The 23,605-nt window shown below is 70.4% G+C and carries 21 protein-coding genes; 12 read left to right on the top strand and 9 right to left on the bottom strand.

Annotation, left to right across the window (positions count from 1 at the left end):
* Positions 1–4: 4 nt before the first annotated feature.
* A complete protein-coding gene (locus ACWGSK_RS07915) occupies positions 5–1,537 on the bottom strand; it encodes an MFS transporter (RefSeq protein WP_452455485.1) in 1,533 nt (510 codons plus the stop codon).
* Between the two features lie 134 nt (positions 1,538–1,671).
* On the opposite strand from ACWGSK_RS07915, the gene ACWGSK_RS07910 reads away from it, so the two are divergent.
* Positions 1,672–2,547, top strand: coding sequence for an MOSC domain-containing protein (locus ACWGSK_RS07910; RefSeq protein ID WP_358515115.1), 876 nt, complete (start codon positions 1,672–1,674; stop codon positions 2,545–2,547).
* Between the two features lie 60 nt (positions 2,548–2,607).
* Here ACWGSK_RS07910 and ACWGSK_RS07905 read toward each other — a convergent pair whose 3' ends face one another.
* The 4 genes from ACWGSK_RS07905 to ACWGSK_RS07890 all read right to left on the bottom strand — a co-directional run bounded on the left by ACWGSK_RS07905 (position 2,608) and on the right by ACWGSK_RS07890 (position 8,729).
* Complete coding sequence (locus ACWGSK_RS07905; protein ID WP_358515112.1) at positions 2,608–5,748, bottom strand: sacsin N-terminal ATP-binding-like domain-containing protein; 3,141 nt, start codon at positions 5,746–5,748, stop codon at positions 2,608–2,610.
* A gap of 261 nt (positions 5,749–6,009) precedes the next feature.
* Positions 6,010–6,765: a DUF3027 domain-containing protein gene (locus ACWGSK_RS07900; protein WP_358515162.1), complete on the bottom strand. Its 756-nt coding sequence runs from the start codon at positions 6,763–6,765 to the stop codon at positions 6,010–6,012.
* 311 nt (positions 6,766–7,076) lie between these two features.
* Positions 7,077–7,460: a cold-shock protein gene (locus tag ACWGSK_RS07895; protein ID WP_358516262.1), complete on the bottom strand. Its 384-nt coding sequence runs from the start codon at positions 7,458–7,460 to the stop codon at positions 7,077–7,079.
* A gap of 510 nt (positions 7,461–7,970) precedes the next feature.
* Positions 7,971–8,729 carry a hypothetical protein gene (locus ACWGSK_RS07890; protein ID WP_358516265.1) on the bottom strand — a complete coding sequence of 253 codons (759 nt, stop codon included), beginning with the start codon at positions 8,727–8,729 and terminating at the stop codon, positions 7,971–7,973.
* A gap of 166 nt (positions 8,730–8,895) precedes the next feature.
* On the opposite strand from ACWGSK_RS07890, the gene ACWGSK_RS07885 reads away from it, so the two are divergent.
* From ACWGSK_RS07885 to ACWGSK_RS07865, 5 genes are all read left to right on the top strand, one after another.
* Positions 8,896–11,337 carry a helicase-associated domain-containing protein gene (locus ACWGSK_RS07885; protein WP_358516268.1) on the top strand — a complete coding sequence of 814 codons (2,442 nt, stop codon included), beginning with the start codon at positions 8,896–8,898 and terminating at the stop codon, positions 11,335–11,337.
* A gap of 83 nt (positions 11,338–11,420) precedes the next feature.
* On the top strand, positions 11,421–11,843 hold the full coding sequence (locus tag ACWGSK_RS07880; protein ID WP_452455484.1) for a hypothetical protein: 423 nt from the start codon (positions 11,421–11,423) through the stop codon (positions 11,841–11,843).
* Positions 11,844–11,960: 117 nt separating this feature from the next.
* On the top strand, positions 11,961–12,455 hold the full coding sequence (locus ACWGSK_RS07875; protein WP_358513710.1) for a hypothetical protein: 495 nt from the start codon (positions 11,961–11,963) through the stop codon (positions 12,453–12,455).
* A gap of 51 nt (positions 12,456–12,506) precedes the next feature.
* Positions 12,507–12,962, top strand: a complete 456-nt coding sequence (locus ACWGSK_RS07870) for a hypothetical protein (RefSeq protein WP_452455483.1) — start codon at positions 12,507–12,509, stop codon at positions 12,960–12,962.
* Between the two features lie 72 nt (positions 12,963–13,034).
* Positions 13,035–14,681 carry a DNA repair helicase XPB gene (locus ACWGSK_RS07865; protein ID WP_358513714.1) on the top strand — a complete coding sequence of 549 codons (1,647 nt, stop codon included), beginning with the start codon at positions 13,035–13,037 and terminating at the stop codon, positions 14,679–14,681.
* Positions 14,682–14,712: 31 nt separating this feature from the next.
* Here ACWGSK_RS07865 and ACWGSK_RS07860 read toward each other — a convergent pair whose 3' ends face one another.
* On the bottom strand, positions 14,713–14,949 hold the full coding sequence (locus tag ACWGSK_RS07860; RefSeq protein ID WP_358513716.1) for a hypothetical protein: 237 nt from the start codon (positions 14,947–14,949) through the stop codon (positions 14,713–14,715).
* Between the two features lie 217 nt (positions 14,950–15,166).
* Here ACWGSK_RS07860 and ACWGSK_RS07855 point away from each other — a divergent pair, with 217 nt between their 5' ends.
* A complete protein-coding gene (locus tag ACWGSK_RS07855; RefSeq protein ID WP_358513718.1) occupies positions 15,167–16,141 on the top strand; it encodes a R2-like ligand-binding oxidase in 975 nt (324 codons plus the stop codon).
* Positions 16,142–16,190: 49 nt separating this feature from the next.
* On the opposite strand, the gene ACWGSK_RS07850 is transcribed toward ACWGSK_RS07855, so the two are convergent.
* Complete coding sequence (locus ACWGSK_RS07850; protein WP_358513720.1) at positions 16,191–16,778, bottom strand: LURP-one-related/scramblase family protein; 588 nt, start codon at positions 16,776–16,778, stop codon at positions 16,191–16,193.
* A gap of 11 nt (positions 16,779–16,789) precedes the next feature.
* A complete protein-coding gene (locus tag ACWGSK_RS07845; protein WP_452455482.1) occupies positions 16,790–17,887 on the bottom strand; it encodes a zeta toxin family protein in 1,098 nt (365 codons plus the stop codon).
* Positions 17,888–18,021: 134 nt separating this feature from the next.
* Here ACWGSK_RS07845 and ACWGSK_RS07840 point away from each other — a divergent pair, with 134 nt between their 5' ends.
* Complete coding sequence (locus tag ACWGSK_RS07840) at positions 18,022–18,450, top strand: NUDIX hydrolase (protein WP_358513724.1); 429 nt, start codon at positions 18,022–18,024, stop codon at positions 18,448–18,450.
* Here ACWGSK_RS07840 and ACWGSK_RS07835 read toward each other — a convergent pair.
* Positions 18,443–19,318 (bottom strand): CPBP family intramembrane glutamic endopeptidase, encoded by an 876-nt coding sequence (locus ACWGSK_RS07835; RefSeq protein ID WP_358513726.1) that lies wholly within the window; start codon positions 19,316–19,318, stop codon positions 18,443–18,445. The genes ACWGSK_RS07840 and ACWGSK_RS07835 overlap by 8 nt on opposite strands.
* 128 nt (positions 19,319–19,446) lie before the next feature.
* On the opposite strand from ACWGSK_RS07835, the gene ACWGSK_RS07830 reads away from it, so the two are divergent.
* From ACWGSK_RS07830 to ACWGSK_RS07815, 4 genes are all read left to right on the top strand, one after another.
* A complete protein-coding gene (locus ACWGSK_RS07830) occupies positions 19,447–19,713 on the top strand; it encodes a type II toxin-antitoxin system Phd/YefM family antitoxin (protein ID WP_358513728.1) in 267 nt (88 codons plus the stop codon).
* Positions 19,710–19,967 carry a type II toxin-antitoxin system RelE family toxin gene (locus ACWGSK_RS07825; protein ID WP_358513730.1) on the top strand — a complete coding sequence of 86 codons (258 nt, stop codon included), beginning with the start codon at positions 19,710–19,712 and terminating at the stop codon, positions 19,965–19,967. Before ACWGSK_RS07830 ends, ACWGSK_RS07825 begins: the two co-directional genes overlap by 4 nt.
* 75 nt (positions 19,968–20,042) lie before the next feature.
* The gene (locus tag ACWGSK_RS07820; RefSeq protein WP_358513732.1) at positions 20,043–21,779 is read left to right on the top strand and encodes an ABC transporter ATP-binding protein; all 1,737 of its coding nucleotides are present in this window, start codon (positions 20,043–20,045) and stop codon (positions 21,777–21,779) included.
* Entirely contained in the window at positions 21,776–23,599 is a 1,824-nt protein-coding gene (locus tag ACWGSK_RS07815) for an ABC transporter ATP-binding protein (protein WP_452455481.1), read from the top strand. Before ACWGSK_RS07820 ends, ACWGSK_RS07815 begins: the two co-directional genes overlap by 4 nt.
* Positions 23,600–23,605 lie beyond the last annotated feature (6 nt).

The following is a 23,605-nucleotide window of genomic DNA, read 5'->3' as shown; positions in this document are numbered from 1 at the left end:
CGGCTCACCCTTGCGCGGGGGTCGTCTCCGAGGCGCTCCCCCGCTTGTACAGGAATCCGAACAGGCCGCTCGCCGTCAGTACGACGACGGCGATGAGCAGGGTCGCCCGGTAGCCGTTGTCGAAGGCGTGGACGGCCTCCGCCAGCAGTGCGGCCGCGGCGTCCTCCTCCATCCCCGCGGCGACCCCGCGGGCCTCGTCCAGCCCGCCGGCCGCCTCGGCGGGGGCGCCCTCGGGCAGGGCGACGGTCCGGGCGTAGACGGCGGAGAGCAGGCTGCCCAGGATCGCCACGCCGGTCAGGCTGCCGAGTTCGTAGGAGACCTCCTCCACAGAGGAGGCCATCCCGGCCCGGTGTTCGGGCGCGTACCCCACGATCGCGGCGGAGGCGGCGGTCATCGCGGCCCCGGTGCCGGCGCCCGCAACCAGCAACCCGGTGACCGTCCAGGCGAGCGGGAGGTTCGAGGTGAACAGGACCAACGCCGTGCCCGCCGCGGTCACCAACAGGCCGGTGCCGATCACCGGTCGCGTGCCCAGACGGGACAGGAGCGCCCCGGCGGTGACACCGACCGGTAGCGCGCCCAGGGCCATGGCGGCCACCACCGCCCCCGCGTGGAACGGGGTCAGGTCCAGCACCAGTTGAAGGCGTTGGGTCAGCACCAGCTGTACCCCGGCGACGGCGAACATCGCCATGGCCGCGGCCAGCACCCCGATGAGGATGCGCGGGTCGCGCAGCAGCGCGAAGTCGATCAACGGGTAGGGGCGTCCTCGTTGGCGACGTACGAAGGTCCACCAACCCGCCACCGAGACCACCAGCGCCGCGAGCACCGCCGTGGCCCGGGGTTCCGGCCCGGTGACCTCCTTGATCGCGTACACCGCGCCCGCCAGACCGGCCATCACCTGGACCGAACCGATCAGGTCCCAGGGGTGGTCGGAACCGCCCGAGCCACCCGGCGCGACCACGGCCGCCAGCACCAGGGCCACCAGCACGATCGGCACGTTCACCAGGAAGACCGAGCCCCACCAGAAGTACGCCAGCAGGAGCCCGCCGACGATCGGTCCGATGGCGGCGCCCACCATGGCCATGGTCCCCCACACGCCGATCGCGATGCCGCGCTCGTGTTCGTCGGTGAAGGTGATCCGGATCAGCGACAGGGTGGCGGGCATCATCGCGGCGGCGCCCACCGCGAGGAAGGCGCGCCCGGCGACCAGGATCTCCGGGATCGTGGCGTAGGCGGCCACCAGGGACGCCGACCCGAACAGGACCAGCCCGATCAGGTACATGCGTTTGTGCCCGACCCGGTCGCCGAGGGTCCCGGCGCCCAGCAACAGCCCCGCCATGACCAGGGGATAGGCGTTGATGATCCACAGACGCTGGGAGGCGTTCGCGCCGAGGTCGGCGCTCAAGGTGGGCAGCGCCGTGTACAGCACCGTCATGTCCACCGAGATCAGCAGCAGCCCGGCGGAGACCGCGGCCAGGACCAGCCACCTTCGGGCCGGACCCAGGACCGGTGCTTCGGTCCCATTCCTCACGTCGCTCACGAACGCCCCTTTCGCCACTCCCCATCCTGCCGGTCCGGTCGACGGAACGCACCATCAGGGCGGTCACGACGCCCAGGGCGATCGGGTCGGAGTGGTCGGAGCGGTCGGAGCGGTGGTTCCACTAACTTGGTCGCATGGCCCCTGAACCCATCGCCCGTGTGAGCGTGCTCGTCACCTACCCCGTGAAGGGGTGCGCGGGCGTCCCGCTGTCGACCTCCAAGGTCACCGCCGCCGGTCTCGCCCACGACCGCTCCTTCATGGTGGTCGACGACTCCGGCACCTTCCGCAGCCAGCGGAGGGACCCTCGGATGGCGCGGCTCGTCCCGGAGATCGACGCCGACGCCACCCGTCTGACGCTGCGGACCCCCGGGGCCGAACCACTCGAACTCAAGACCACCCTCGACGGCCCGCGCCTGGACGTCACCGTGCACGGGAACCCCTTTCAGGGCGTTGACCAGGGCGAGGAGGCCGCCGCGTGGTTGACGGAGGTGCTCGGTTCGTCCAGCAGGCTCGTGCGGGTGCCCGACGACCACCGGCGCGAGACCAGGGGCCTGACCACCGGCACCGCGGGGTTCGCCGACGGCCACGCCGCCGTGTTGGCCTCGCTGTCCTCACTGGACCTGCTCAACGAACGCATCCTCGCCACCGGGGGCGAGCCCGTACCGATCTCGCGGTTCCGACCCAACGTCATCGTGTCCGGCTGGCCGGAGGCGCACACCGAGGACCGGGTGCGCAGGGTCCGCCTGGGCACCGCGGAGCTCGGTTACGCGAAGGTGTGCATCCGGTGCGCGGTGACCACCGTCGACCAGGAGACCGGTGACAAGCGCGGACCCGAACCGTTGCGCGCCCTGGCCGGATACCGACGCGCGGACGACGGCGGCGTGGCGTTCTGCTCGAAGTTCGCAGTGACCGCCCCCGGCGCCGTGTCCGTCGGCGACCCGTTGGAGGTCACCGAGTGGGCCGAGCCGGAGCAGGGTCTGGGCCCGCGCCTGGCGGACGCCCTCGCCTGAGCCGTGATCTCGCCACCGGTAGCGGGCCGGTGGCGAGATCCTCGGGGAGGTGGGAGGGGCCTAATCCAGGTCGGACTCGGCGAGCAGGTGCGCCGCGGCCGACGGATCGCGCAGCACCGCCGCCAACAGGTGGCGGCGCGACCACTGCCCGGCACGCCAGCACAGCGCCCGGGCCAGCCCCTCCGTGCCGGAGGCGTGCACCGTCCCGTCACCCGCGTACCAGTCCACCTCGACCCCGTCCACGGTGAGGGTCTGATGGTGCAGGTAGGTACGGTCCAAACCCTCCGACCCGTCGAGGAACAGCGCCGCCTCGTCCGGCACGGCGCGGATCCGCCCCGTGGAGTTCACCTTCCCGGTGACGACCTCGGAGGCCAGATCCAGGTCGAGGACGTCGGCCAACCGTTCGGCGGCGTCGGCCGCGGCCAACACCAGCGGCCGGTCCTCCAACAGGGGCAGCAGGTCCGGTGAGTCCACCACCACGGCGTCATCCGAGTCGGCGACCACGATCGAGCCGGCCCGGACGGCCCGCACCAGGTCGGGCGGGGCGACTCGGTCGGCGTCCAGATCCGCCAGGGCGGTCCACAGACGCCGCAGCGCGGAACGGTCGACGTGCCGGGCCGGATCGGCCAGTCGCCCCAGGAGGTCGTCGGGGCCATCGGGGTCGGCGAGCAGGTCGGGAAGGCTCCTGCGCACCCCCAGGGCCCGGGCGAACTCGGGGTCGATCTCGGCGGGCACCTCGTCGTAGAGGCCCAGGAGCCCGGGGTCGGCGTCGGCGGTGCGCAGCTCCACCGGCGCGCGATCGTTCAGCAGGGCACGGGTGCGCAACCACCAGGCGGTATAGGAGGGCGTGTCCACGACCCGGCCGTCCGACGTCAACAACCGCGCCGGTTCGGTGACGGCCGCACGCAGGGACCCGGAGGAGAGCATCGTCAAGGCCTTGGGCCAGGCGTCGTCGGCGATGTAGTCGAGGTCGGCCACGCACACCAGCTCGGGGACGACCGGAGGCAGCTCCGGATCGCCGAGACGTTCCAGGAGCTCGTCGGACCAGTCCTCCAGCCCTTCCGGACCGTCCTCCCCCGCGGCCCCGTCGAAGATCGAACCCGGGTCCTCCCCCAGGGCGACCTCCTCTGCGCGCACCACGGTGAGCCCCCACAGGGCGCCCACGGCCCGCAGCGCGTCGGATCCGTGCCTGCGGACGAGGTCCTCGTGCACGGTCCCGAACGGGGCGTCGTGGACCAGCAGTTCGGCCAACGGCGCGCCGGGGACCAGGAGTTCGGCGGCGACGGAGTAACCGTCCTCGTCGTCGCGCAGTGCGAGCTCGGACAGCCAGGGCAGGTCCTCGACGGTGACACCGGCGGCGGCGACCAGGTCCAGGACGGCCTCGGCGATCGGTTCGGGGTCCTCGGCGTCCAGGGACGTACGGACGGCGCCCTCGGTGTTGGGGTCGGCCAGTACCGTGGCGGCCTCCGCCTCGACCGCGCCCAGGCGCAACAGGAGCGGGTGGACGGCCTCGGGGTGGACCACGCGCACGCCCAGGGTCGCCAGGACGGCGGGGTCGAGCCGGTTGCCCTCGGCGTCGACCACCCGGGCCCAGTCGTCGGTGGGCAACAGCAGGGAGCGGGGACCGCGGACGAGCCGGTCGTCGGCCAAGGGCACCGGTAGGGACCCGAGTTCGTCGAGGTCGGCGCCGGCGGTGCCCGCGGTGGCCAGGGCCTTGTAAAGCGAGGCCCACCAGGAGGGCGGCCGTTGGGCGTCCCCGAGAAGGTCGGCGAGGTCGGCCAGGCCCAAGCGGCGCACGCGAAGCGAGACGAGTGCGGGGTGGCGAGGACTCCACGTGCCGGGCAGCAGCGGTGGGGCCGACTCCGCGAGCAGGTCGACGAGTTCGGGGACCCCGCTGGAACCGCCCGTGTCCAGGAGGACGGCGTCGCGCGGTGCGACGGGGTGTCCGACGGCGGTGACCAGGAACGCGGTGTCCAGGAGCGGTTCGGCGACATGGGCCCGGAAGACCGCGTCGATGGCACCGCCGCCCACCCGGGTGGCGGGCACCAGGTCGAGGGCGTCGCGGGGGTCGAATCGGCGCAGCAACGCGCAGTAGGCGTCGGCCGCCTCCGTGAGCAGCAGGTCGGTGGTGCCTCCGGGTTGCACCGAACGACGGTCCGAACCCAAGGGGAACGTTCCGATGAGCACCGCCGACAGGTCGAGTTCGGTGTCGGTGGGGGTCGGCGCGTGCACGACGCTCTCGACGTCGGCGGGCAGCGCCCCGACCCGGCCCTCCTCGTCGATCGGTACGGCCCAGGTCAGCGACCACGCGGTGCGTTCGCGGTCCTCGGTGGGCCGGTCCGAGAGCAGGTGGGGGTCGAACTCGCCGGAGCGGGACAGGGTCCGCCAACGGGTGACCCGGGTGCCGTCGTCGCTGTGGCCGGTGGTGACCAGGTCGATCCCGGCGGCCTCGTCACCCTCGGATCGGGTGAGCAGTCGTTCGGCGCCGTCGACCACGACGCGCACCTCGGACAGGCCCTCCAAGGCGAGCAGCAGCGCTTCACCGGTGCGCTCCAGCAGTTCCCGCACCCGTTCGCGGGCCCGCTCGTCCCGGAGCACCAAGGTGACGACCGTGTCGAAGTCGCCCTCGGGACGCTCCGGCAGCACGTCGGCGGGGAAGGGCAGCCTCAGCATCGGTACGTGCCCGGAGCGCCGCGCCACCTCGTCCGCGAGGTCGGCGTGGGTGCCGTTGACGTCCAGCAGGTCGGTGACCACGGCGCGGGCGCGTTCGGCGGAGAAGTGCACGGCCCCGTGCCCTGAGTCCACGACGACGTTGTCGCTGAGCGCCGCCACCGCGGAGAAACCGACCCCGAACCGGCCCACGGAGTCTTCGTCACCGCGTTTGGTGGAGGCTCGCAGGGTGGCGAGCGATTCCACCCCGTCCGAGGTCAGGTGGGCGCCGGTGTTGGCCGCGGTGAGACGGTCGCCGGCCAGTTCCAGGCGGAGCCGCCCGGGCACCCCGGCGCGTCGTGCGGCGTCGGCGGCGTTCTGCGCCAGTTCCACCACCACCCGGTCCCGGTAGCCGCCCAGCGCGAAGTCCTCTTCGGCGTTGGCGTCCTCCCGGAAGCGGGCGGGCGCGTCCGCCCACGCCGACAGCACGCGTCTGCGTAGTTCGGCGGTGTCGTAAGGATCGGTCACCGACGCGGTCACCGGCTCGGCCATGATGGTCTCCTCCTGCGCGGGGCACACGGTGCGATCGGTTCGGCGCGTGGGCGCGCACGATCCGGGCGAGGTGAGCCAATGGGTCGGCTCGACCCTAGCCCACCTCCCTCCCCCCGTCCCCCGGCCGTGGAGGCGGCGCGGCGCGTGGTGCCCGGGGTGTGAGGGGCGAACGGGGTCGGGACGTGCGAGGGCCCCGCCGCGGTGTGCGACGGGGCCCTCGTTTCGTGTTTTCCGGGTGGATCCGTGCCCGTGGTGGGACTCTCAGGAGTCGGAGGAGACCAGTTCCAGTTCCGTGGTGTCGTCGAAGACGATGTGGTCGTAACCCATCTCGTCGACGACCGGTCCGACCGGCTCGTTCTGCGGGCCGGGTCGACGGACCTCGGAGTGGGCGCCACAGCCGTGGTCGAGCGAGACGACCTTGCCGTCGTCGGGGGCGAACTCGTTGGTGCACACCCCGAACATCTGGCGCAGCTCACCGGCCAGCGGGGTCATGAAGCCGCAGGTGCCGCAGCGGGCCGGCGCGGCCGTGGCGACGGGGCTGCGCGGTCCGGCGTCGCCGTTGTACCAGCGCTCCGCGGCCTGTTCACGGCCGGTTTCGGAGAGTACCTGGCGACGGCCCAGTCCGAGCTCCCACACCATCTGCTTGTCCATGCCCTCGGCGTCGAGTTCGCTGTCGGGCACCTGCGCGTAACCGGGGACGAGTCGTTCGTCGCCTTCCTCGGTGGGCAGGAGGTCTCCCGCGCCGAGGTCGCCGGGGCGCACTCGTTCCTTCCATGGAACCCACTCGGGTGCAATGAGCGCACCCTCTCCGGGAAGCTGGACCACCTCGTTGACCGTGACGTTCCTGGCACGCGAAGCGCGCACCACGGTGACCGCGTAGGTCCATCCCGGGTATGAGGGGTCCAGGCACTCGAAGTAGTGGGTGACCAGGCGTGTGTCCTCGACCTGGGCGGTGAGGTGCTCACCCACCCATTCGGGTCGCCCGACCTCCGCCGCCACCGAGCGGGCCAGATCCACCGCGTCGATACATGCCTTGTCCGGTACAGGAGAACGTCGAGAAGGGCTCACGTCCCCCATTCTCACTGATCGCGGGCACCGATTTGACCACAAGGCCGGTCAAGGTTCGTCCGATTGCGACCTCTTGGTCATCTCTTGTCACACCGTCTGCCTGGAAGGTCGTTGCGGCCGGCCGGAACCGGCCGCTCTCCACCCCTCCCCCGCGTCTTCCGGTAACGATCGTCTCCTGATTCGTCACATGCGGGGAACCCGAGTGGCCCGGGACTCGGTCGTGGTGGCCGGCCTCGACGGCCACCACGACCCCTCACCGGTCAGGCCTCCAGGTCGTCCGCCACCACACGTAGTACCTGGGCGACCCTGCCCGCCTCGCGCTTGTCGGGGTGTCGGCCCCGCCGGTAGTTGTTGGAGACGTTCTCCAGGAGTTTGATGAGGTCCTCGGTGATGACCACCATCTCGTCGGGCTTCTTGCGCCGCGCCTTGGCCACGGAGTGCTGGGTCTCCAGTAGCTGCACCTGCAGCGCCTGCGCGCCCTTACGCCCCTCCGCCACACCGAACTCGACCCGTTGACCGGGGCGCAGTGAGGTGGTGCCGGAGGGCAGGGCTGTGGAATGGACGAAGACCTCACCGCCGTCGTCCCGGGTGAGAAAGCCGAAACCCTTGTCGCCGTCGTACCACTTGACCTTGCCGGTGGGCACGGTAGTGACCTCATGCTTTCACTGGCGGGCGACGCGAGGGCGTGGAAAGCGGTGCCGTCCACCCTTTCCCCACCCCGGCGACCCCTGGTTTCCATAGTTGGGGTCAAGGCTAGTACCCGCGTACTCGCCAAGGCGAGAGGGAATTGTGCGTGGCCGGAGTAGGGGGAGGAAGTGGCGGCCGGACATGAGAACGAGGCCCGGATACGGCTCACCCGGGCCTCGTGGATGTCGACGTCGCCCCCGTCACCGCTGGGTGCGGAGTGTGGGACGGGACTCGGCGGAATCGGGGACTCCGTCGACGGGTCGGTGCCCGAGCTGGCGGCCGGACCACCCGACGTGACCGCCATGTAGCGAAAACGGCGGTATATGGACCTGACTACCCGAGATGTCGACCGTGGATGCTCCGTAACGGGCCGACCGGAAAAGGTATTCCCCAGGATTTGCCAAGCGATGACCGGCGGGGACGAGTCCGGGGCGATGGCTCCCGGCTCGGTCGGTCGCCCGGTTCGGTCAGCCTCCGGCCCGGTCGGCGGCCCGAGCGGAGCGGGCGGCCTTGGGGAAGAGGTAGAGCACGCATACGAGGGAGGCGATGCCCAGGGCCGGAACCCCGGTCGAGGGCAGGGCCTGCTGGATGTAGAGGTCGACGAACTTCGCGTCACCGTCCCACAGGGCCACCCCGACCACACAGGCCAGGAGCGGAAACCCCACCCCGACCCACTTCTCACGGGCCCCCCACACATGGCTGAGCAGCAGGAGCGCGGCTCCGAGCACCCACACGAAGGCCGCGTCCCACCACACGCCGGCGAGCACGAACACGCCGAGCGCGACCGCTTCGGGGGTGTGGTGGCGGACCAGGAGAAGGCCGTTGCGCATCGTCCCGGACCTGCGGCGCCTGGTCCGACCGTCCATCCGCAACTCGGTCTGACCGGGGCCCTCCAGCAGGGACATGAAGCCTTGGCTGGGGCCACCGCGCCAGGGCGGCGGGGGTCGATCCGCGTGCCTGGGTCTGGCCGGGATCATTTCGTCGTCCTCAAGGTCGAAGGCCTCCCCGGTCAACTCCTCCCGAACGAGGTGTTCCGGGGCTCCGAAGCCACGAAGGATCCGCCGCACGGTGTCGACGTCGTCGCCGGCCGCCCCTCTGCGCTCGTCGATACGCGCGCGCAGAGCCGTCAGATAGGCGGTCCGTTCCTTCGCCGAGACACGACCGTACAGCGCGAGTCCGACCTCGGAGAGATAGTCGAGTACCAATTGTTCCGAGCGCTGGGTCATGGCCCCATATTGGCCCACATTGACCTGCCTTTTAACCCCTCCCCACCGATTTTCGGCCGGCGAATTCCCCCTGGAATCGGCCCGAGGCGGTGTGATCACGGTGTCGCGGGGGCCTGTTGGTGAGGCGGTGCGATCCAAGGAGCAAGATCGCTTAGCGTTGAAACCGATGACGCACAACGCACGGCCAGAGTCCTCAAGCGACAGCCCCGACGATTCGACGTCGGGGCGTCCCCCCACGTTCACGTCCTGGCTGCGATCCCGCTCCGACGAGGAACTCACCGCCCTCCTGCGGGGCCGCCCCGACCTGGGTCGCCCGGTCCCGGCGGACATCGGGGCGCTGGCCCACCGTGCGACCTCGCGCAACGCGACGCTGCGCGCCCTGGAACGACTGGACCGGTTCACGCTCCAGGTGTTGGAGTCCGTGGTCGCCCTGGGCGACGACCGCCTGTCGGAACCGGTCGGCGCGCTCCCCTCCGACCTCGCGCACGGACTCGGGTTCACCCCCGCCGACACGCTCGGAACGGAACCTCTCGACACCGCCCTGGACGCCCTACGGTCCCTGGCCCTGATCTGGCCCGACCGGGGCCGACTGCGCCCGGTGCAGGTCCTGCGCGAGCTACTGCCGCACCCCGCACGCTTGGGCCCGCCCGCGCGGGTTCCGCTGGCGGCCCTGCCGCACGGGGCGGTCAAACGTCTGGCCGACGACCTGGTCCCCCACTCCACCGCCGGGTCGCCGGTGGAGTCGGTCGCCACCGCCCTGTCCGACCCCGACCGGGTACGCGCCCTCGTCGAACAGGTCGACGCCTCCGCCCGTCGACTGCTGGACAGTCTCACCTGGGGGCCGCCCAACGGCACCGTCACGGACGCCCGACGAGAGGTCTCCCTCGCCACGGCGTCCTCACCGGTGGATTCCCTCATCGCCCGTGGCCTGCTCCTGCCCACCGGCGACGACACGCTGACGCTGCCGCGCGAGGTCGGGCTGTTCCTTCGTTCGGGGGTGCTGTTCCAGGACGTCGGCACCGCACCGCCCGACTTCGAAGGGCGTTCCGTCGATCCCGACACGGTCTCCCGCGCCGCCGCGGGGCAGGCCTTCGTGGTGCTGCGCGCCATCGAGGAGCTCTTGGAACGCTGGTCCCAGGAACCCGCCGCGGTGCTGCGTAACGGGGGGTTGGGCGTGCGCGACCTGCGCCGCGCCGCCCAGGGCATGGACACCGACGACACGACCGCCGCCCTGTTCCTGGAGACGGCCCACGCCGCCGGGCTGCTCGCCACCGACGACCGACTGTCCGGGGAATGGTTGCCCACCCGCGAGTACGACCTGTGGCGGGAGAGTCCTCCGGAACGTCGCTGGTCGCGTTTGGCGCGGGCCTGGGCGGATTCGGACCGGGTGCCCTCCCTGGCCGGATCGCAGGACTCCGGTGGGCGCTCGCACAACGTGCTCGGCCCGGGACTCGCACGCCCGGCCGCGCCGCAGGTTCGCCGTGACGTGCTGACCGAACTCGCGTCGGCCGCTCCGGGGAGCGTCCCGGAGGCCGACTCCCTGAGGGCCCGTCTGGCCTGGCGGTATCCCCGCCGCCAGTCGCCCCTGTACACCGAACTGGTCGAGGCGACGGTGGCCGAGGCGGCCACTCTGGGCCTGACCGGAATGGGCGCCCTCGCCGCCCACACCCGCCCGTGGCTCTCCGGCGACGAGGACGCCTCCGCGGCACTCCTGGCCACCGAGTTGCCCCAGCCGCTGGACTACGTGCTGGTGCAGGGCGACATGACCGCGGTGGCCCCGGGTCCGTTGGTGACCCAACTGGCGCGCGAACTCGCCTTGACCGCGGACGTGGAGTCCACCGGCGGTGCCACGGTCTACCGCTTCACCGAGTCATCCGTGCGCCGGGCGCTGGACGCCGGACGCGGGGTCGCCGACCTCACCGCGATGCTGGAACGCCACTCGCGTACGCCCTTGCCCCAGGCACTGCGTTACCTGATCTCGGACGTGGGGCGCAGGCACGGCAGACTGCGCGCCGGGTCCGCCACCAGCTATCTGCGTTGCGACGAGCCCGCCCTGCTCACCGAACTGGTCGGCGACCGTCGGGCCACCGATCTGGAACTGGTGCTCCTGGCCCCCACCGTCGTGGTCAGCGGGCTCACCCGCGCCGCCCTGACGGAGCGCTTGGACCGACTCGGTTACCACCCGGTGGCCGAGAGCGGAGACGGGACCATCCGATTGAGTCGGCCCGAGGTACGCCGCGCCGAACCGGACGGGCTCCCCGTCCGCGAGCACGCGGGCGATCCGGAACTCGCCCGCGCCGCCGTCCGCGCGCTGCGCGCCGGGGACGAGGCCACGAACGTCGCACGGATTCCGGTGGAGCTGCCGGAGAACGACGGCCCGGCGGCGCGCGTGAACGCGCTCGTCGAGGTGCTCGAACGGGTCCTGGCCGATGAGCGACGGGTGTGGATCGGCTACACCGACACCGACGGCCGCCAGGTCAGCCGGATCGTCGTGCCCACCCGCGTGGACGGGGGTTTCCTCACCGCCTACGACACCACCCGTGACGCCGTGCACCGGTTCGCGCTCCACCGGGTCACCGGCGTCGCCGAACTCTCCCCCGACCCCTGACCCCTGACCCCCATCCCACTCACGCTCCGAACCACACGGACTAGAGTGGCCCTGTCGACCACCAACGGCGAGAGACACCCCGAATGAGCAACGCTTCGCTGCCCCCCGGAGCCTCTTCCCCCCGTGACCGGGGGCGGGAGGACCGCGAACACGTGGGACGGGACCGGGCGCCCGAAAGGGAACGCGACGAGGACCGCTCCACGTCCTCCTCGCCCGTCGCGGGCGGAGGCGCCAACAGTTCCACCATGGCGCTGATCCTGCACCTGGTGACGGCGTTGTGCTGCGCCAACTGGATCTTCGGCATCGCGGGGATCACCTTCGCGGTCCGAGCGGCGCACGCCCGGGACCGGGGCCGTCCGGACCAGGCCGAGGTCCTGACCCGCTACTCCTGGTACTGCCTGGGCGCCGCGGCGGTGATGTTCTTCGTGATGGCGGTGTTGACGTTCGTCATGTTCACGCAGGCGGGCGACTGGATCCAGGGCATCGTCGATGTGACGCAGTACTGACCGCCGGTTGGCGGAACCGAGAGCCTGCGTTCCGCGTCCGAACCGATGAGGGCGGGTATGCGAGCAAGGGACCGGACCCGACATTTCCGCCTTTGGACCAGGGAGGCACGGTAGGCCTTGCGCAGCGACCGGAGCGATCCTCGCGCCTTCTGGGAACGAGGACAGGGCACCACGTCCCACGTGGCGGCCACACGCCGACGCCCCATGCGTCCCGTGGGCGCCGCGCCCACGGGGACCTCACCCTCACCGACGACGCCTCCCGCCACCGGCTCGCCGAACGTCTCGGAGCCACTATCGGCCCCGGCGGCCCCGGGCCCTTCCGGCCCCCCTGCCAGGGTCGGCGGAGCCGTCGCCGCGCTGGTCGTCGCCGGGCTCACACTGATCGTCCCGGCGCTCGGTCTCTCACTCGGGTTGTGGTTCTTCGTGCTCGTCGCCAACGTCCCGGGCATCGTGCTCGGGATCATGGCCCTGCGCAAGATCCCCGACGCGGTCCAGGTGGAGAGGTACATCCGCTACACCTGGGCCTGTAACTTCGCTTACGTGGCGCTGTCCGTGGTCTTCGTGGTCCCCGTGATCGTCTTCGCGGCCCTGGCCATGCTTCTCGGATTCTGACCGCCCCTTCCCCCGGCTCCCGGCATGGAGCCCGAACCCCTAAGGCACGGCATGTACGACGACAGGAACCAGGGCCCGCCGGAAGGCGACAACACGGGTGGTTACTCCGCTTCCGATCCGTACGGCGGTCCAGGGTACGGACCGGGTTACGGGCCGCCCCCGCCCGGCCCGTACCAGGCCCCTTACCAGGACCCCTACATGGCGCAGCAGCCCGCCTATCCGCCCCCGCCGCCGCAGGCGTACCCGGCCTACCCGATGTACCCGGTGCCGTTGGCGAAGGGCGGCGCGATCGGCGCGCTGGTCACGTCGATCCTCCTGGTGATCTCCTGCTACGGGATCTTCGCCGCGATCGGACTCATCTTCTCGATCATGGCGGTCAGTGAGACGGTCGACCAGGAGAGGGTCTCCCGTTTCACCCGCTACGCCTGGATCGCCAACGGCGTGGTCATAGGTCTCCTGGTGCTGTTCTTCGGGTTCATCATCACCGTGATCGCCATCGATGCCTGACGGGCATGTTCGGGCGGTCTCCGGTGTTGCACCGGAGGCCACCCCTCTCACCGCGCTTCGGAAGGTCCCTGCGTGTCCTGTTTGATCGTCCAGTCCGACAAGACCCTCCTCCTCGAAATCGACCACGAACAGGCCGGCGAGTGCCGCCGGACCATCGCCCCGTTCGCGGAGCTGGAGCGTGCGCCCGAGCACGTGCACACCTACCGGATCACCCCGCTGGCCCTGTGGAACGCGCGGGCCGCCGGGCACGACGCCGAGCAGGTCGTGGACGCCCTCATCCGATTCTCCAAGTTCCCGGTGCCGCATTCGCTGCTCGTGGACATCGCCGAGACGATGGGGCGGTACGGGCGTCTGAAGCTGGTCGGAGACCCTCGGAACGGTCTGGTCCTGGAGTCCTCCGATCGCGCGGTCCTGGAGGAGGTCGTCCGGGCCAAGAAGCTCAAGGGGATGCTGGGCGAACGACTGAGCGAGGACTCCGTCTCGGTGCACCCGAGCGAGCGCGGCAACCTCAAGCAGGCGCTGCTGAAGATCGGTTGGCCCGCCGAGGACCTGGCCGGATACGTCGACGGGGAGAAGCACCCGATCGACCTGGCCGACGGCGACTGGGACCTGCGCGGCTACCAGCGGGAGGCCGCCGAGAGCTTCCACGCCGGCGGATCCGGTGTGGTGGTGCTGCCATGCGGAGCGGGCAAGACGATCGTGGGCGCGGCGGCCATGGCGATGACCGGCAAGACCACGCTCATCCTGGTGACGAACACGGTCTCGGTGCACCAGTGGAAGGCGGAGCTGCTGCGCCGCACCTCCCTCACCGAGGACGAGATCGGCGAGTACTCGGGCACCAAGAAGGAGATCCGCCCGGTCACCATCGCCACCTACCAGGTGATGGCCTCGCGCAAGAAGGGCGTGTACACGCACCTGGAGCTGTTCGACGCTCGCGACTGGGGCCTGGTCGTCTACGACGAGGTGCACCTGTTGCCCGCGCCGATCTTCCGGATGACCGCCGACCTGCAGGCCCGGCGGCGCCTCGGACTGACCGCGACCCTGGTCCGTGAGGACGGCCGCGAGGGTGACGTGTTCTCCCTGATCGGCCCCAAGCGCTACGACGCCCCATGGAAGGACATGGAGAACCAGGGGTGGATCGCCCCGGCGGACTGCGTGGAGGTCCGGGTGGACCTGACCGAGTCCGAGCGGCTGGCGTACGCGACCGCCGAACCGGAGGACCGGTACCGGTTCTGCGCCTCCACGGAGTCCAAGACGTCGGTCGTGCGCGAGATCGTGGATCGCCACCCCGAGGACCAGGTGTTGGTGATCGGCTCCTACATCGACCAGTTGGACGAACTCGGGGAGCGGTTGGGCGCCCCGGTGATCAAGGGCGAGACCCGCAACAAGGAACGCGAGCGGCTGTACGACGCGTTCCGCTCCGGTGAGCTGCGCACCCTGGTGGTGTCCAAGGTCGCGAACTTCTCGATCGACCTGCCCGAGGCGGGTGTGGCGGTACAGGTGTCGGGTTCCTTCGGTTCCCGGCAGGAGGAGGCCCAGCGGCTGGGCCGGGTCCTGCGCCCCAAGACGGACGGCCGGACCGCCCGCTTCTACGCGGTGGTCGCCCGCGACACCCTGGATCAGGACTACGCCGCCCACCGGCAGCGGTTCCTGGCCGAGCAAGGGTACGCCTACCGGATCGCCGACGCCGGTGACCTGCTCGCCGGCGAGGAGATCTGATCACGCCACCGGCGAGGCGGAAGGCGCAGGACTACAGGGAGGGCAGGCCGCCCATCACGTAGGTTCCCGCGGCGATCCCCCAGGCCACGAGGGAGTAGCTGAGGGTTCGGGTGCGCAGCAGTCGGTCCCCGCGCACGGAGGGCGCCGTGAAGGCGGCCACCAGCAGGGCCAGGCCGAGCAGCGCGGGGATCACCGAGGCCAGCGCGAAGAGCTGGGACTGGGCGGCGCACGCGGAGTAGCCGGCACTGCCGGGATCACCACAGAACACGTCGTCCCCCGATCGGATCGTTCAAGCGAGCGTATTCCTTCGACCGTACCGTTTCGGCGATGTCGGATCGCCGCCGACTCCGACCGGATCCCGCCCCCATCAGGCGATGCGCGTGGAACCCGGGTCTCCGGTGACCTGGACCACCCCCAGGGGTTTACACGGAAGGTCCTCGTGTCCAATCATGAGTGCGACCCCACCCCCCACGGAGGTATGCGACATGGCCACGACGATCCCCGACAGACCCCGGCGCGACGGCTTCCACTCACTGCGCGGCGGCGGCCTGAACTGGGACTCGCTTCCCCTCAAGCTGTTCGTCAAGGGCAACGCGAAGTTCTGGAACCCGACCGACATCGACCTGGAACAGGACGCCGAGGACTGGAAGAGGCTCGACGACGAGGCCAGGACCCGGATCCTACGGCTGTGCTCGCTCTTCGTCGCCGGAGAGGAGGCCGTCACCGAGGACATCCAGCCGTTCCTGCGCGCCATGGCCGCGGAGGGCCGTCTGGGCGACGAGATGTACCTGACCCAGTTCGCGTTCGAGGAGGCCAAGCACGTCCAGGCCTTCCGCCTGTGGTTGGACGCGCTCGGGGTCCACGACGACCTGCACGGGTTCGTCGACAAGAATCCCGGCTACCGGGCGCTGTTCTACGAGGAACTCCCCCGGTCCCTGGAGGCGCTCCTGGACGACCCGAGCCCGCGCAACCAGGTGCGCGCCTCGGTCACCTACAACCACATCATCGAGGGTTCCCTCGCGCTGACCGGCTACTACGCCTGGAACCACGTGTGCACCGTGCGCGGGATCTTCCCGGGGATGCGGCGGATCATCCGCCGGATCGGCGACGACGAGCGCCGCCACATGGCTTGGGGAACCTTCACCTGTCGGCGCCACGTGGCCGCCGACGACCGCAATTGGGACGTGGTGAGCGAACGCCTCGAAGAACTGTTGCCCCACGTGCTGGGCACCGTCGAACGGGGCGACACCCCCTCCGACGATCCTGAGACGCAGCGGTACGAGCTGCCTCCCGGCAAACTGCTCGACTACGCCGCCGACCGGGCGACCCGACGATTGGGCGCCATCGAGTCCGCCCGGGGGATCCCGGTGGCCCGAATCGACCTGGACGCCTCCCCCGAAGCCCTGGAGGAACGCTTCGGCGAGGAGGACCGCGCCGCCATGGCCGCCCTGGAGGGGTGAACGGCCTGGGCCGCGCGGGGCGGGTGGGCCCGAGGCCGGGCCCGCCGGGTCACTTGCCCTCCTTCAGGACCAGGTCGATGACGATGGCGGCGGCCACCACCAGCGTGCCCAGGGGCTGGGGCAGCGACGGGTAGCGCTGGTGCAGCGCGTAGCTGTCGGCCGAGGTGAACATCTCCCCCAGGTCGGGCATACGACGGTCCACACGGGCGATCTCGTGGTCGGCGTGGTCCTTGAGCCGGAAGTCCATACCGATGAAGTCGCCCTCGATACCGCCGACCACCCGCTTCCAGGGGTCCATCAGGGTGAACTTGGAGCCGAAGAACTTCAGGTCCTGTTCGATGGTCCCCACCGGCCGGCCGTCCGGCAGGTTCACGCTGGTGGAGGCGGTCATCCAGGACCAGTGCTTCTGGATGACGAGCCCGGTCCGTCCGTACATGTCGTTGACGTGCACGCGCCGTTCGAACCCACCGGTGTCGCGGGACAGGGCCCGGAGCACCTGCATGCCGCCGTCGGCTCCCTGTTCGCGCACCTGCGCGATGGGGCGGCCGTAGGCGTCGTACACCTCGTAGTCGGAGACGTCGACCATGAAGCGCTTGGGCTGGCGTACCACCAGGGGGTTCGCGTTGAAGATGTCCATGGGCAGGGATCCTAGACGTCGTCCTCGACGCGCCAGAGTTCGCGTCGGCCCCTTTCGGCCTCCAACGCGATCCGGCCGAACGGCTCTCGGTACCACTCTCCGCCGTCCTGGTGGTCGGCGTAGAGCACCTCGCCCTCGCGGGACATCACGTACATCGAGTCGACCAGACGGTGGGTCTCCAGGAACTCGATGCTGTTGGGAACACCAAGGTAGAAGCGGTCATGGTGGATCTTCGGCAACCATCGGCCGAAACCCTGGTCGCGGGTGGCACGGGCATGCCGGTCCACGATCGCGAAACCGCTGTTGGAGGAATGGGTGGCCACGAACGCCACCTCGACCCGGTAACCGGCCTCCTTGAAGCCCGAGACCCAGGAGGCGGCCCAGTCGGCGCGACCCAAGGGGTGGCTGCACACGACGTCGTAGCGTCCGCGTCGAACGTGTTCCATGGCCCGCCGGTGCAGGGCGCCGACCTGCTTGGACACGGAGTTGGAGGCGACCTTGTCGTCGGCGCTCATGGCCCATTCGTAGTCGGGCGACAGGCGCAGCAGGTCGTCCCCGTCGTAGCCGACCGTGCCCTCCGGCAGGACCGGCAGGAGCAGGCGTTGGAGGGTGGACTTGCCCGAGCCCGGCTGGCCGCCGAACAGCAGCAGTCGCGGGTGCTCGCGCGGGGTCCCGGTAAGCCGATCCCGCAGGGCCAGGTCGAACAGGGAATCCAGCGTTTCCTCGGACAGCTCACGCAGGTCGTCCGGGGTGGAACCGGCGGGCGCTCGCACCGGTGCGCCGCGCAGCTCGGCGATGGCACCGGGCAGGACGGCACAGGCCCGGTCGACCTCCTCCGACGTCAGGAACGGCAGGCGTGCTTCCTCCGCCAGGAGAAGGGCGGCGCGTTCGACCAGTCCCGGGTCGTCCTCCCCCCGGGCCAGGCAGGCGCCGATGGCCGCGCTGTAGAGGTTGTAGGCGCGTTCGACGGCCTGACGTCGCTCGGCGGACTGGGGTGGGACGCCGCCGCTGGAGCTCTCCGAGAGCAGTGGAGCGACCCGCGTCAGGGGAGTCCCACCGACGGGGTCGGGGCCGAGGCCGGGTTCGGTTCCAGTGCTGGAGGGGGTCATGTACGTCCGATCTCTGCCGTGGCACGCCTCCGTGGGACGCGCGAGTGGGCTACCGCCGGCACCCCGGATTTTAGTGCTTCGCGTCACCTCGGGTCGGCGAACGGCCCGGTTCCCGTCCGGCCTAAAGTGGCCACATGTCTTCGACCTCCTTCACCGCCGAAGCGCCCGTCGTCATCGAGGCGCTCTCTTGGGTCCACGTACGTGACGGACGCCTGTTGTGCGTTCGCCCGGAGGACCGGGACCGGCTGTACCTGCCCGGCGGCAAGCGCGATCCGGGTGAGACGGATGAGCAGGCCGTGGCGCGCGAGGCGTTGGAGGAGGTCGGCGCGGTGTTGCGCCCCGGCACGTTCCAACGCGTGGCGGTGATCGACCAGGAGGCGCACGGTCAGGCACCGGGGACCCGCGTGGAACTGGTGTGCTACACCGCCGAGCACGACGGGGAGCTCGTCGCCGACAACGAGATCACCGAGCTGGAGTGGATCGGCCACGCCGAACGTGAGCGGTGCGCCCCCGCCGTCCGCGACCTGGTGGGACTGCTCCACGCCCGCGGCCTGGTCACCTGACCGTTTCCGCCACGGGGTCGGGGGCCCTCCCCGACCAGGAACCGGTGTCGCGCAGCAGCAGCATCGCGACGGTCACCCCGAGCACGAACGGGAGCAGGAAGACGGTCCCCATGACCGTGTCCAGGCCCCGCACCTCGAACAGTTCCCAGCTCAACAGGGCCTGGGCCGCGATCTGGAAGGCCAGGTGGAATCCCACACAGGCCCAGACGTTCGCGGCGACCACCCGGATGCAGCCGAGCACCAGGCCCATGCCCAGGAACAGCGGCAGACGTTCGGCCAACACCTCCCAGCCACCGCCGAGCACCCACAGACCCGTGCCGAACAGGGTGAACAGCGCCGCCTGGGCCACCACCGCGAGCCAGGCGGGCATCGCGGTCTCCAGGTTGCGGAACAGGTATCCCCGGAAGATCAGTTCCTCCGGCAGGGCCTCGTAGAGCAGCACCAGGACCGTCAGTACGGCCAGGGAGAACACGATCTCGCCGGCGGGGGCGCTGGGGCTGATCGAAGCACCCAGGGCGAGGGCGACCCCCAGCCCCACCGACGCGGGCAGCAGCCAGGAGAGCGCGCCCACGAGCAACGGCCGCCAGGCCTCACGGACCCCGGTCAGACCCAGACCGCTCCACGGGCGTCGGTCCAGGAAACGGCGGGCCGCCCAGACCATGGGCAGCGCCAGGACGGTGACGAACAAGGCGTTCATCCAGTGGGCGAGGTTGCCGCCACCGCCGGGTCGCAAGGGCAGTAGCTCGTTGAGCGCCGAGAGCGAGTACCAGATCAGCACGGACCCCGCCATGACGGCGAGGATCCGCAGGGGGAGGTTCGGGCGAGGGATGTCGTCGACACGGACTTCCTGGGGGCTGGTTTCGTCCATGTCCGCATCCTTCCCCTCCCACCGCGGCCGGCGACATCCGGAATCACCCGGAAACCTCCCTGACCCCGCCGGCGTGACGCATTCCCTGGTCCACACGTACCGAAGGGACCAGGTGTACCATTGGTTCCATGAGCGAAATGCAGGTGGAGACCATCCGTCAAGTACGCGATCACATCGCCGACGTCGTTGACCGAGCGGATCGCGAAGACTCGCCGACAGTGATCACCAGACGCGGAAGAGAGGTGGCAGCGGTTGTACCCATCGACCTCCTGCGTCGATACCAGCAATTCGAAGAGCAGGAAATCATGCGCATGGTCCGGGAACGTATGAGCAATCCTGCGCAGGGGATCCCGATGGAAGAAGTCATGGCGGAGATCTTGGACGGTCCCGAGTGAACTATCGGACGATCTTTCGCCCGGAAGCCCGTTCAGAACTTCGCAAACTTCCGCGCAATATAGCCATGGCGGTATTCCGTAAGCTCACTGAACTAGAGCACGACCCCCTGGGTTACGGAACCACGGCATTGGTCGGAAACCCGGAGGTGCGGCGTCTCAGGGTGGGCGACTATCGAGTCGTCTACACGGTGGAAGACGAAGAACTCGTCGTCTGGGTGGTGCACGTCGGGCACCGGTCCACGGTGTACGACTGATCTAGCGCGGGCCACTCATCCTGGACGCGAAAAATCGGTGGCCGCCTTCGGTTCCCCTGGTTAGAGTCCTTGAACGTGCGCCACTTGCCTCAGCCCCCGGGCACCCCCGACCACCGCTCGGCCGACCACTACCTGCTCTGGCTGGCCCGGCGGGAGTGGGGTTCCCTGCTGTGGTCCTCGTCGATCGCCTCGGTCTACGTCCTGGGCACGATCCTGGTTTCCTACCTGCTCGGTGCCGCCCTGGACTCGGACCTGGCCGCCGGTGACCTCGGTTCCCTGCTGTACTGGTTCACCCTCATCGCGCTGTGCTCCCTGGTGACAGCCGCCTTGGTCGCCCCCCTGTTCGAACGGGCCGCCTGCTTCAACTGGTACGCCTCCGCCTACCGCACGGTGCAGTCGGTCACCCGCCACTCCTCCCGACTCGGCCCGACCCTCACCCGCCGTCTTCCCACCGGCGAGGTCGTGGCGGTCGGCACCGACGACATCGATCACATCGGCGGCTTCTTCGAACGCTCCAACCTGATGGTCTCCTCCGTGGTCTCGGTGCTGATGGTCGGTTTCCTGATGTTGACCTCGCACGTCACCTTCGGGCTGATCTCGCTGATCGCGGTACCGGTGATCGTCGTCGGCATGAGCCCGCTGCTACGGCCGCTCAACCGTCGTACGCGCACCCACCGGGATCGGCAGGCCGACCTGACCACCAGGGCCACCGACCTGGTCGCCGGACTACGGGTCCTGCGCGGAGTGGGCGGCGAACGTTCGGTGGGCGAACGCTACCGGGCCGAGTCCCAGCGGGTGCGCGCCGCCGGGGTCCGTGTCGGATGGATGGACGCGGCCCTGGAGGCCGTCCGCACCCTCTATCCGGGGCTGCTGTTGGTGGGGATCGTCTGGTACGGCGCGCGACTGGCGTTGGTCGGCGAGATCACCGTGGGACAACTCGTCGCCTTCTACGGATACACCGGTGCCCTGGCCACGGCCGTGCGCTTCTTCATGCGCTTCTTCTCCGACCTGGTGACCGCCCGGGTGGCGGCCTCGCGGGTGGTCCGGGTCCTGAGCCTGGACCACGACCTGCCCGATCCCCGGACCCCCGCGCCGTTCCCCGACGGCCCCTGCGACCTGTACGACCCCGACAGTGGGGTACGGCTCGTCCACGGACGTGTCACCGGGGTCGTCTGCGCCGACCACTCCGACACGGCCACCCTCGTCGAACGGTTGGGGCGCTACCGCGACGACGGCGAGGGAGCCGTCTTGGTCGGCGATCGTTCCGTCCGGCTGCGCGACCTCCCACTGCGGGAGGTACGCCATCGCGTCCTGGTCGCCGGCAACGACGCCCACCTGTTCTCCGGCCGGTTGCGCGACGAACTCGACCCCCGAGGTGCCCGCACCGACGAGGAACTGACCGCGATGATCCGGGCCGCCGCGGCCGAGGACGTGCTCGCCCAGTCCCCGAGGGGCTTCGACGCGAAGCTCACCGAACGCGGCCGTGAGTACTCCGGCGGCCAACAGCAACGGCTTCGGCTCACCCGCGCCCTGCTCATGGACCCCGAGGTGTTGTTGCTGGTCGAACCCACCTCCGCGGTCGACGCCCATTCCCAGGCGGCCATCGCCGAACGTCTCGTCGAGGCCCGCCTCGGTCGCACCACCGGGGTGGTCACCACCAACCCGCTGCTGCTCGACCGCACCGACCACGTCCAGTTCGTCGAGGCCGGCCGCGTGGTGGCCGAGGGATCCCACCGGGACCTTCTCCACCTGGACGCCTACGCCGCGACCGTCCTGCGCGCGACGGGGGAGACGACGGAGGAGAAGGTATGACCCGCATCGACGAACCCCCGTCCTCACCCGGGCCGATGTTCGATGGGCCGCCCACCGCGCCGATCGAACCGACGGCGCTGCCCGTCGCACCCGTTTCGGCGGTATGGGTGCGGTTGCGCCGAGCCGGCCGCGAACACGGCCCGCTGCTGTTCCTCGTGGTGGTTCTGTACGCCCTGGCCACCGCTTCGGCGCTGGTCGCCCCCTGGATGCTCGGGATGATCGTGGACGCCGTTCGCGAGGGCGCCGCACCGGCGCACGTGGACGTCATGGCCCTGCTGATCGTGGTCTCCCTCCTGGTCAACGCCGCTCTGCTGCTCGGAGCGGTGTCACAGTCGATCCGTTTCGGTGAGGGGCTGCTGGCCGAACTGCGCGAGGAGTTCGTGCACGCGGTCTTGAGGCTGCCGCTCGGCACCGTGGAACGCGCCGGCACCGGTGACCTGGTCTCCCGTACGGGGCGCGACATCAACTCGCTCAGCACCATGGTGCGCCGATCGGTACCGGTGATCGCCACCGGTCTGACGACGGTGCTGGTCATCCTGGCGGCCCAGGCCGTGTTGCACCCGGCCCTCCTCCTCGCGTGGGTTCCGTCCGCCCTGCTCATCTGGATGTCCTCCCGTTGGTACGCCCGCCGGGCGGCGGACGGCTACCTCGCCGAGATGGGTACGTACTCGCGGCTGACCCAGGGTGTGTCCGACACGGTGGAGGGCGCGCACACCCTGGAGGCGCTGGGCCGCCAGGAGTGGCAGGACCTGCGCACCGACGCCGACGTTCGACGCGCCTACGCCGCCGAGAGGTACACGCTGTGGCTGCGCTGCGTGTGGTACCCGCCGCTGGAGTTCTCCTATCTGTTCGCCGCGGCCACGACGTTCCTGGTCTCGGGGTTGCTGTTCACCCAGGGCGAACTGTCCCTGGGGCAGATCGCCACGGCCGTCTTCCTGACCGTGCAGATGTCCAGGCCCCTGGAACACATGATCGACCAGGTCGACAACGTGATGGTGGGCTTCACCGCGCTACGTCGGCTGTTGGGCGTACGGTTCGCCACCGAGGAGACCTGTCCCGGGGCGGGGACCGAGCCCCGCGATCCCGGAACCGTGTCGATCCGCGACGTCCGGTTCGGCTACGCCTCCGGTACCGACGTGCTGCACGGCGTGGACCTGGACCTGCGTCCGGGCGAGAGGTTGGCCATGGTGGGGCCCAGTGGCGCGGGCAAGTCCACCCTCGGCAAGCTGCTGGCCGGGACGTATCTCCCGGGTTCGGGCAGTGTGCGCGTCGGCGGGGTGGACCTGGCGTCCCTGACCCCCGAGGAACGTCGCGAGCGGGTGATCCTGCTCAGCCAGGAGAGCCACGTGTTCCGCGGCACCATCGCCGACAACCTCGCGTTGGCCCTCGACGAGAAGGACACCGACCGCGCCCGTCTGTGGCACGCCCTGGAGGCGGTCGACGCCGACGCCTGGGTGCGTTCCCTACCGGAGGGCCTGGACACGAGGGTGGGTTCGGGGCAGGACGCCCTCGACCCGGCCCACGTGCAACAACTCGCCCTGGCCCGGGTCATGCTCGCCGATCCTCAGGTCCTGGTGCTGGATGAGGCCACGTCCCTGATCGACCCCCGCTCCGCCCGCGACCTGGAGCGTTCCCTGGCCGTTGTGCTGTCCGGCCGCACCGTGGTCGCGATCGCCCACCGCCTGTACACCGCCCACGACGCCGATCGCGTCGCGGTGGTCGAACACGGAACGGTCGCCGAACTCGGATCCCACGAGGAGTTGCTGGATCGAGGAGGTTCGTACGCCCGGCTGTGGCACGCCTGGCACGGCGATACCTAGACCGGC

It is taken from the genome of Nocardiopsis sp. NPDC055551, from assembly GCF_053619415.1.
Note: the sequence above shows the minus strand (reverse complement) of the source record. Positions and strands in the feature narration are given on the sequence as shown.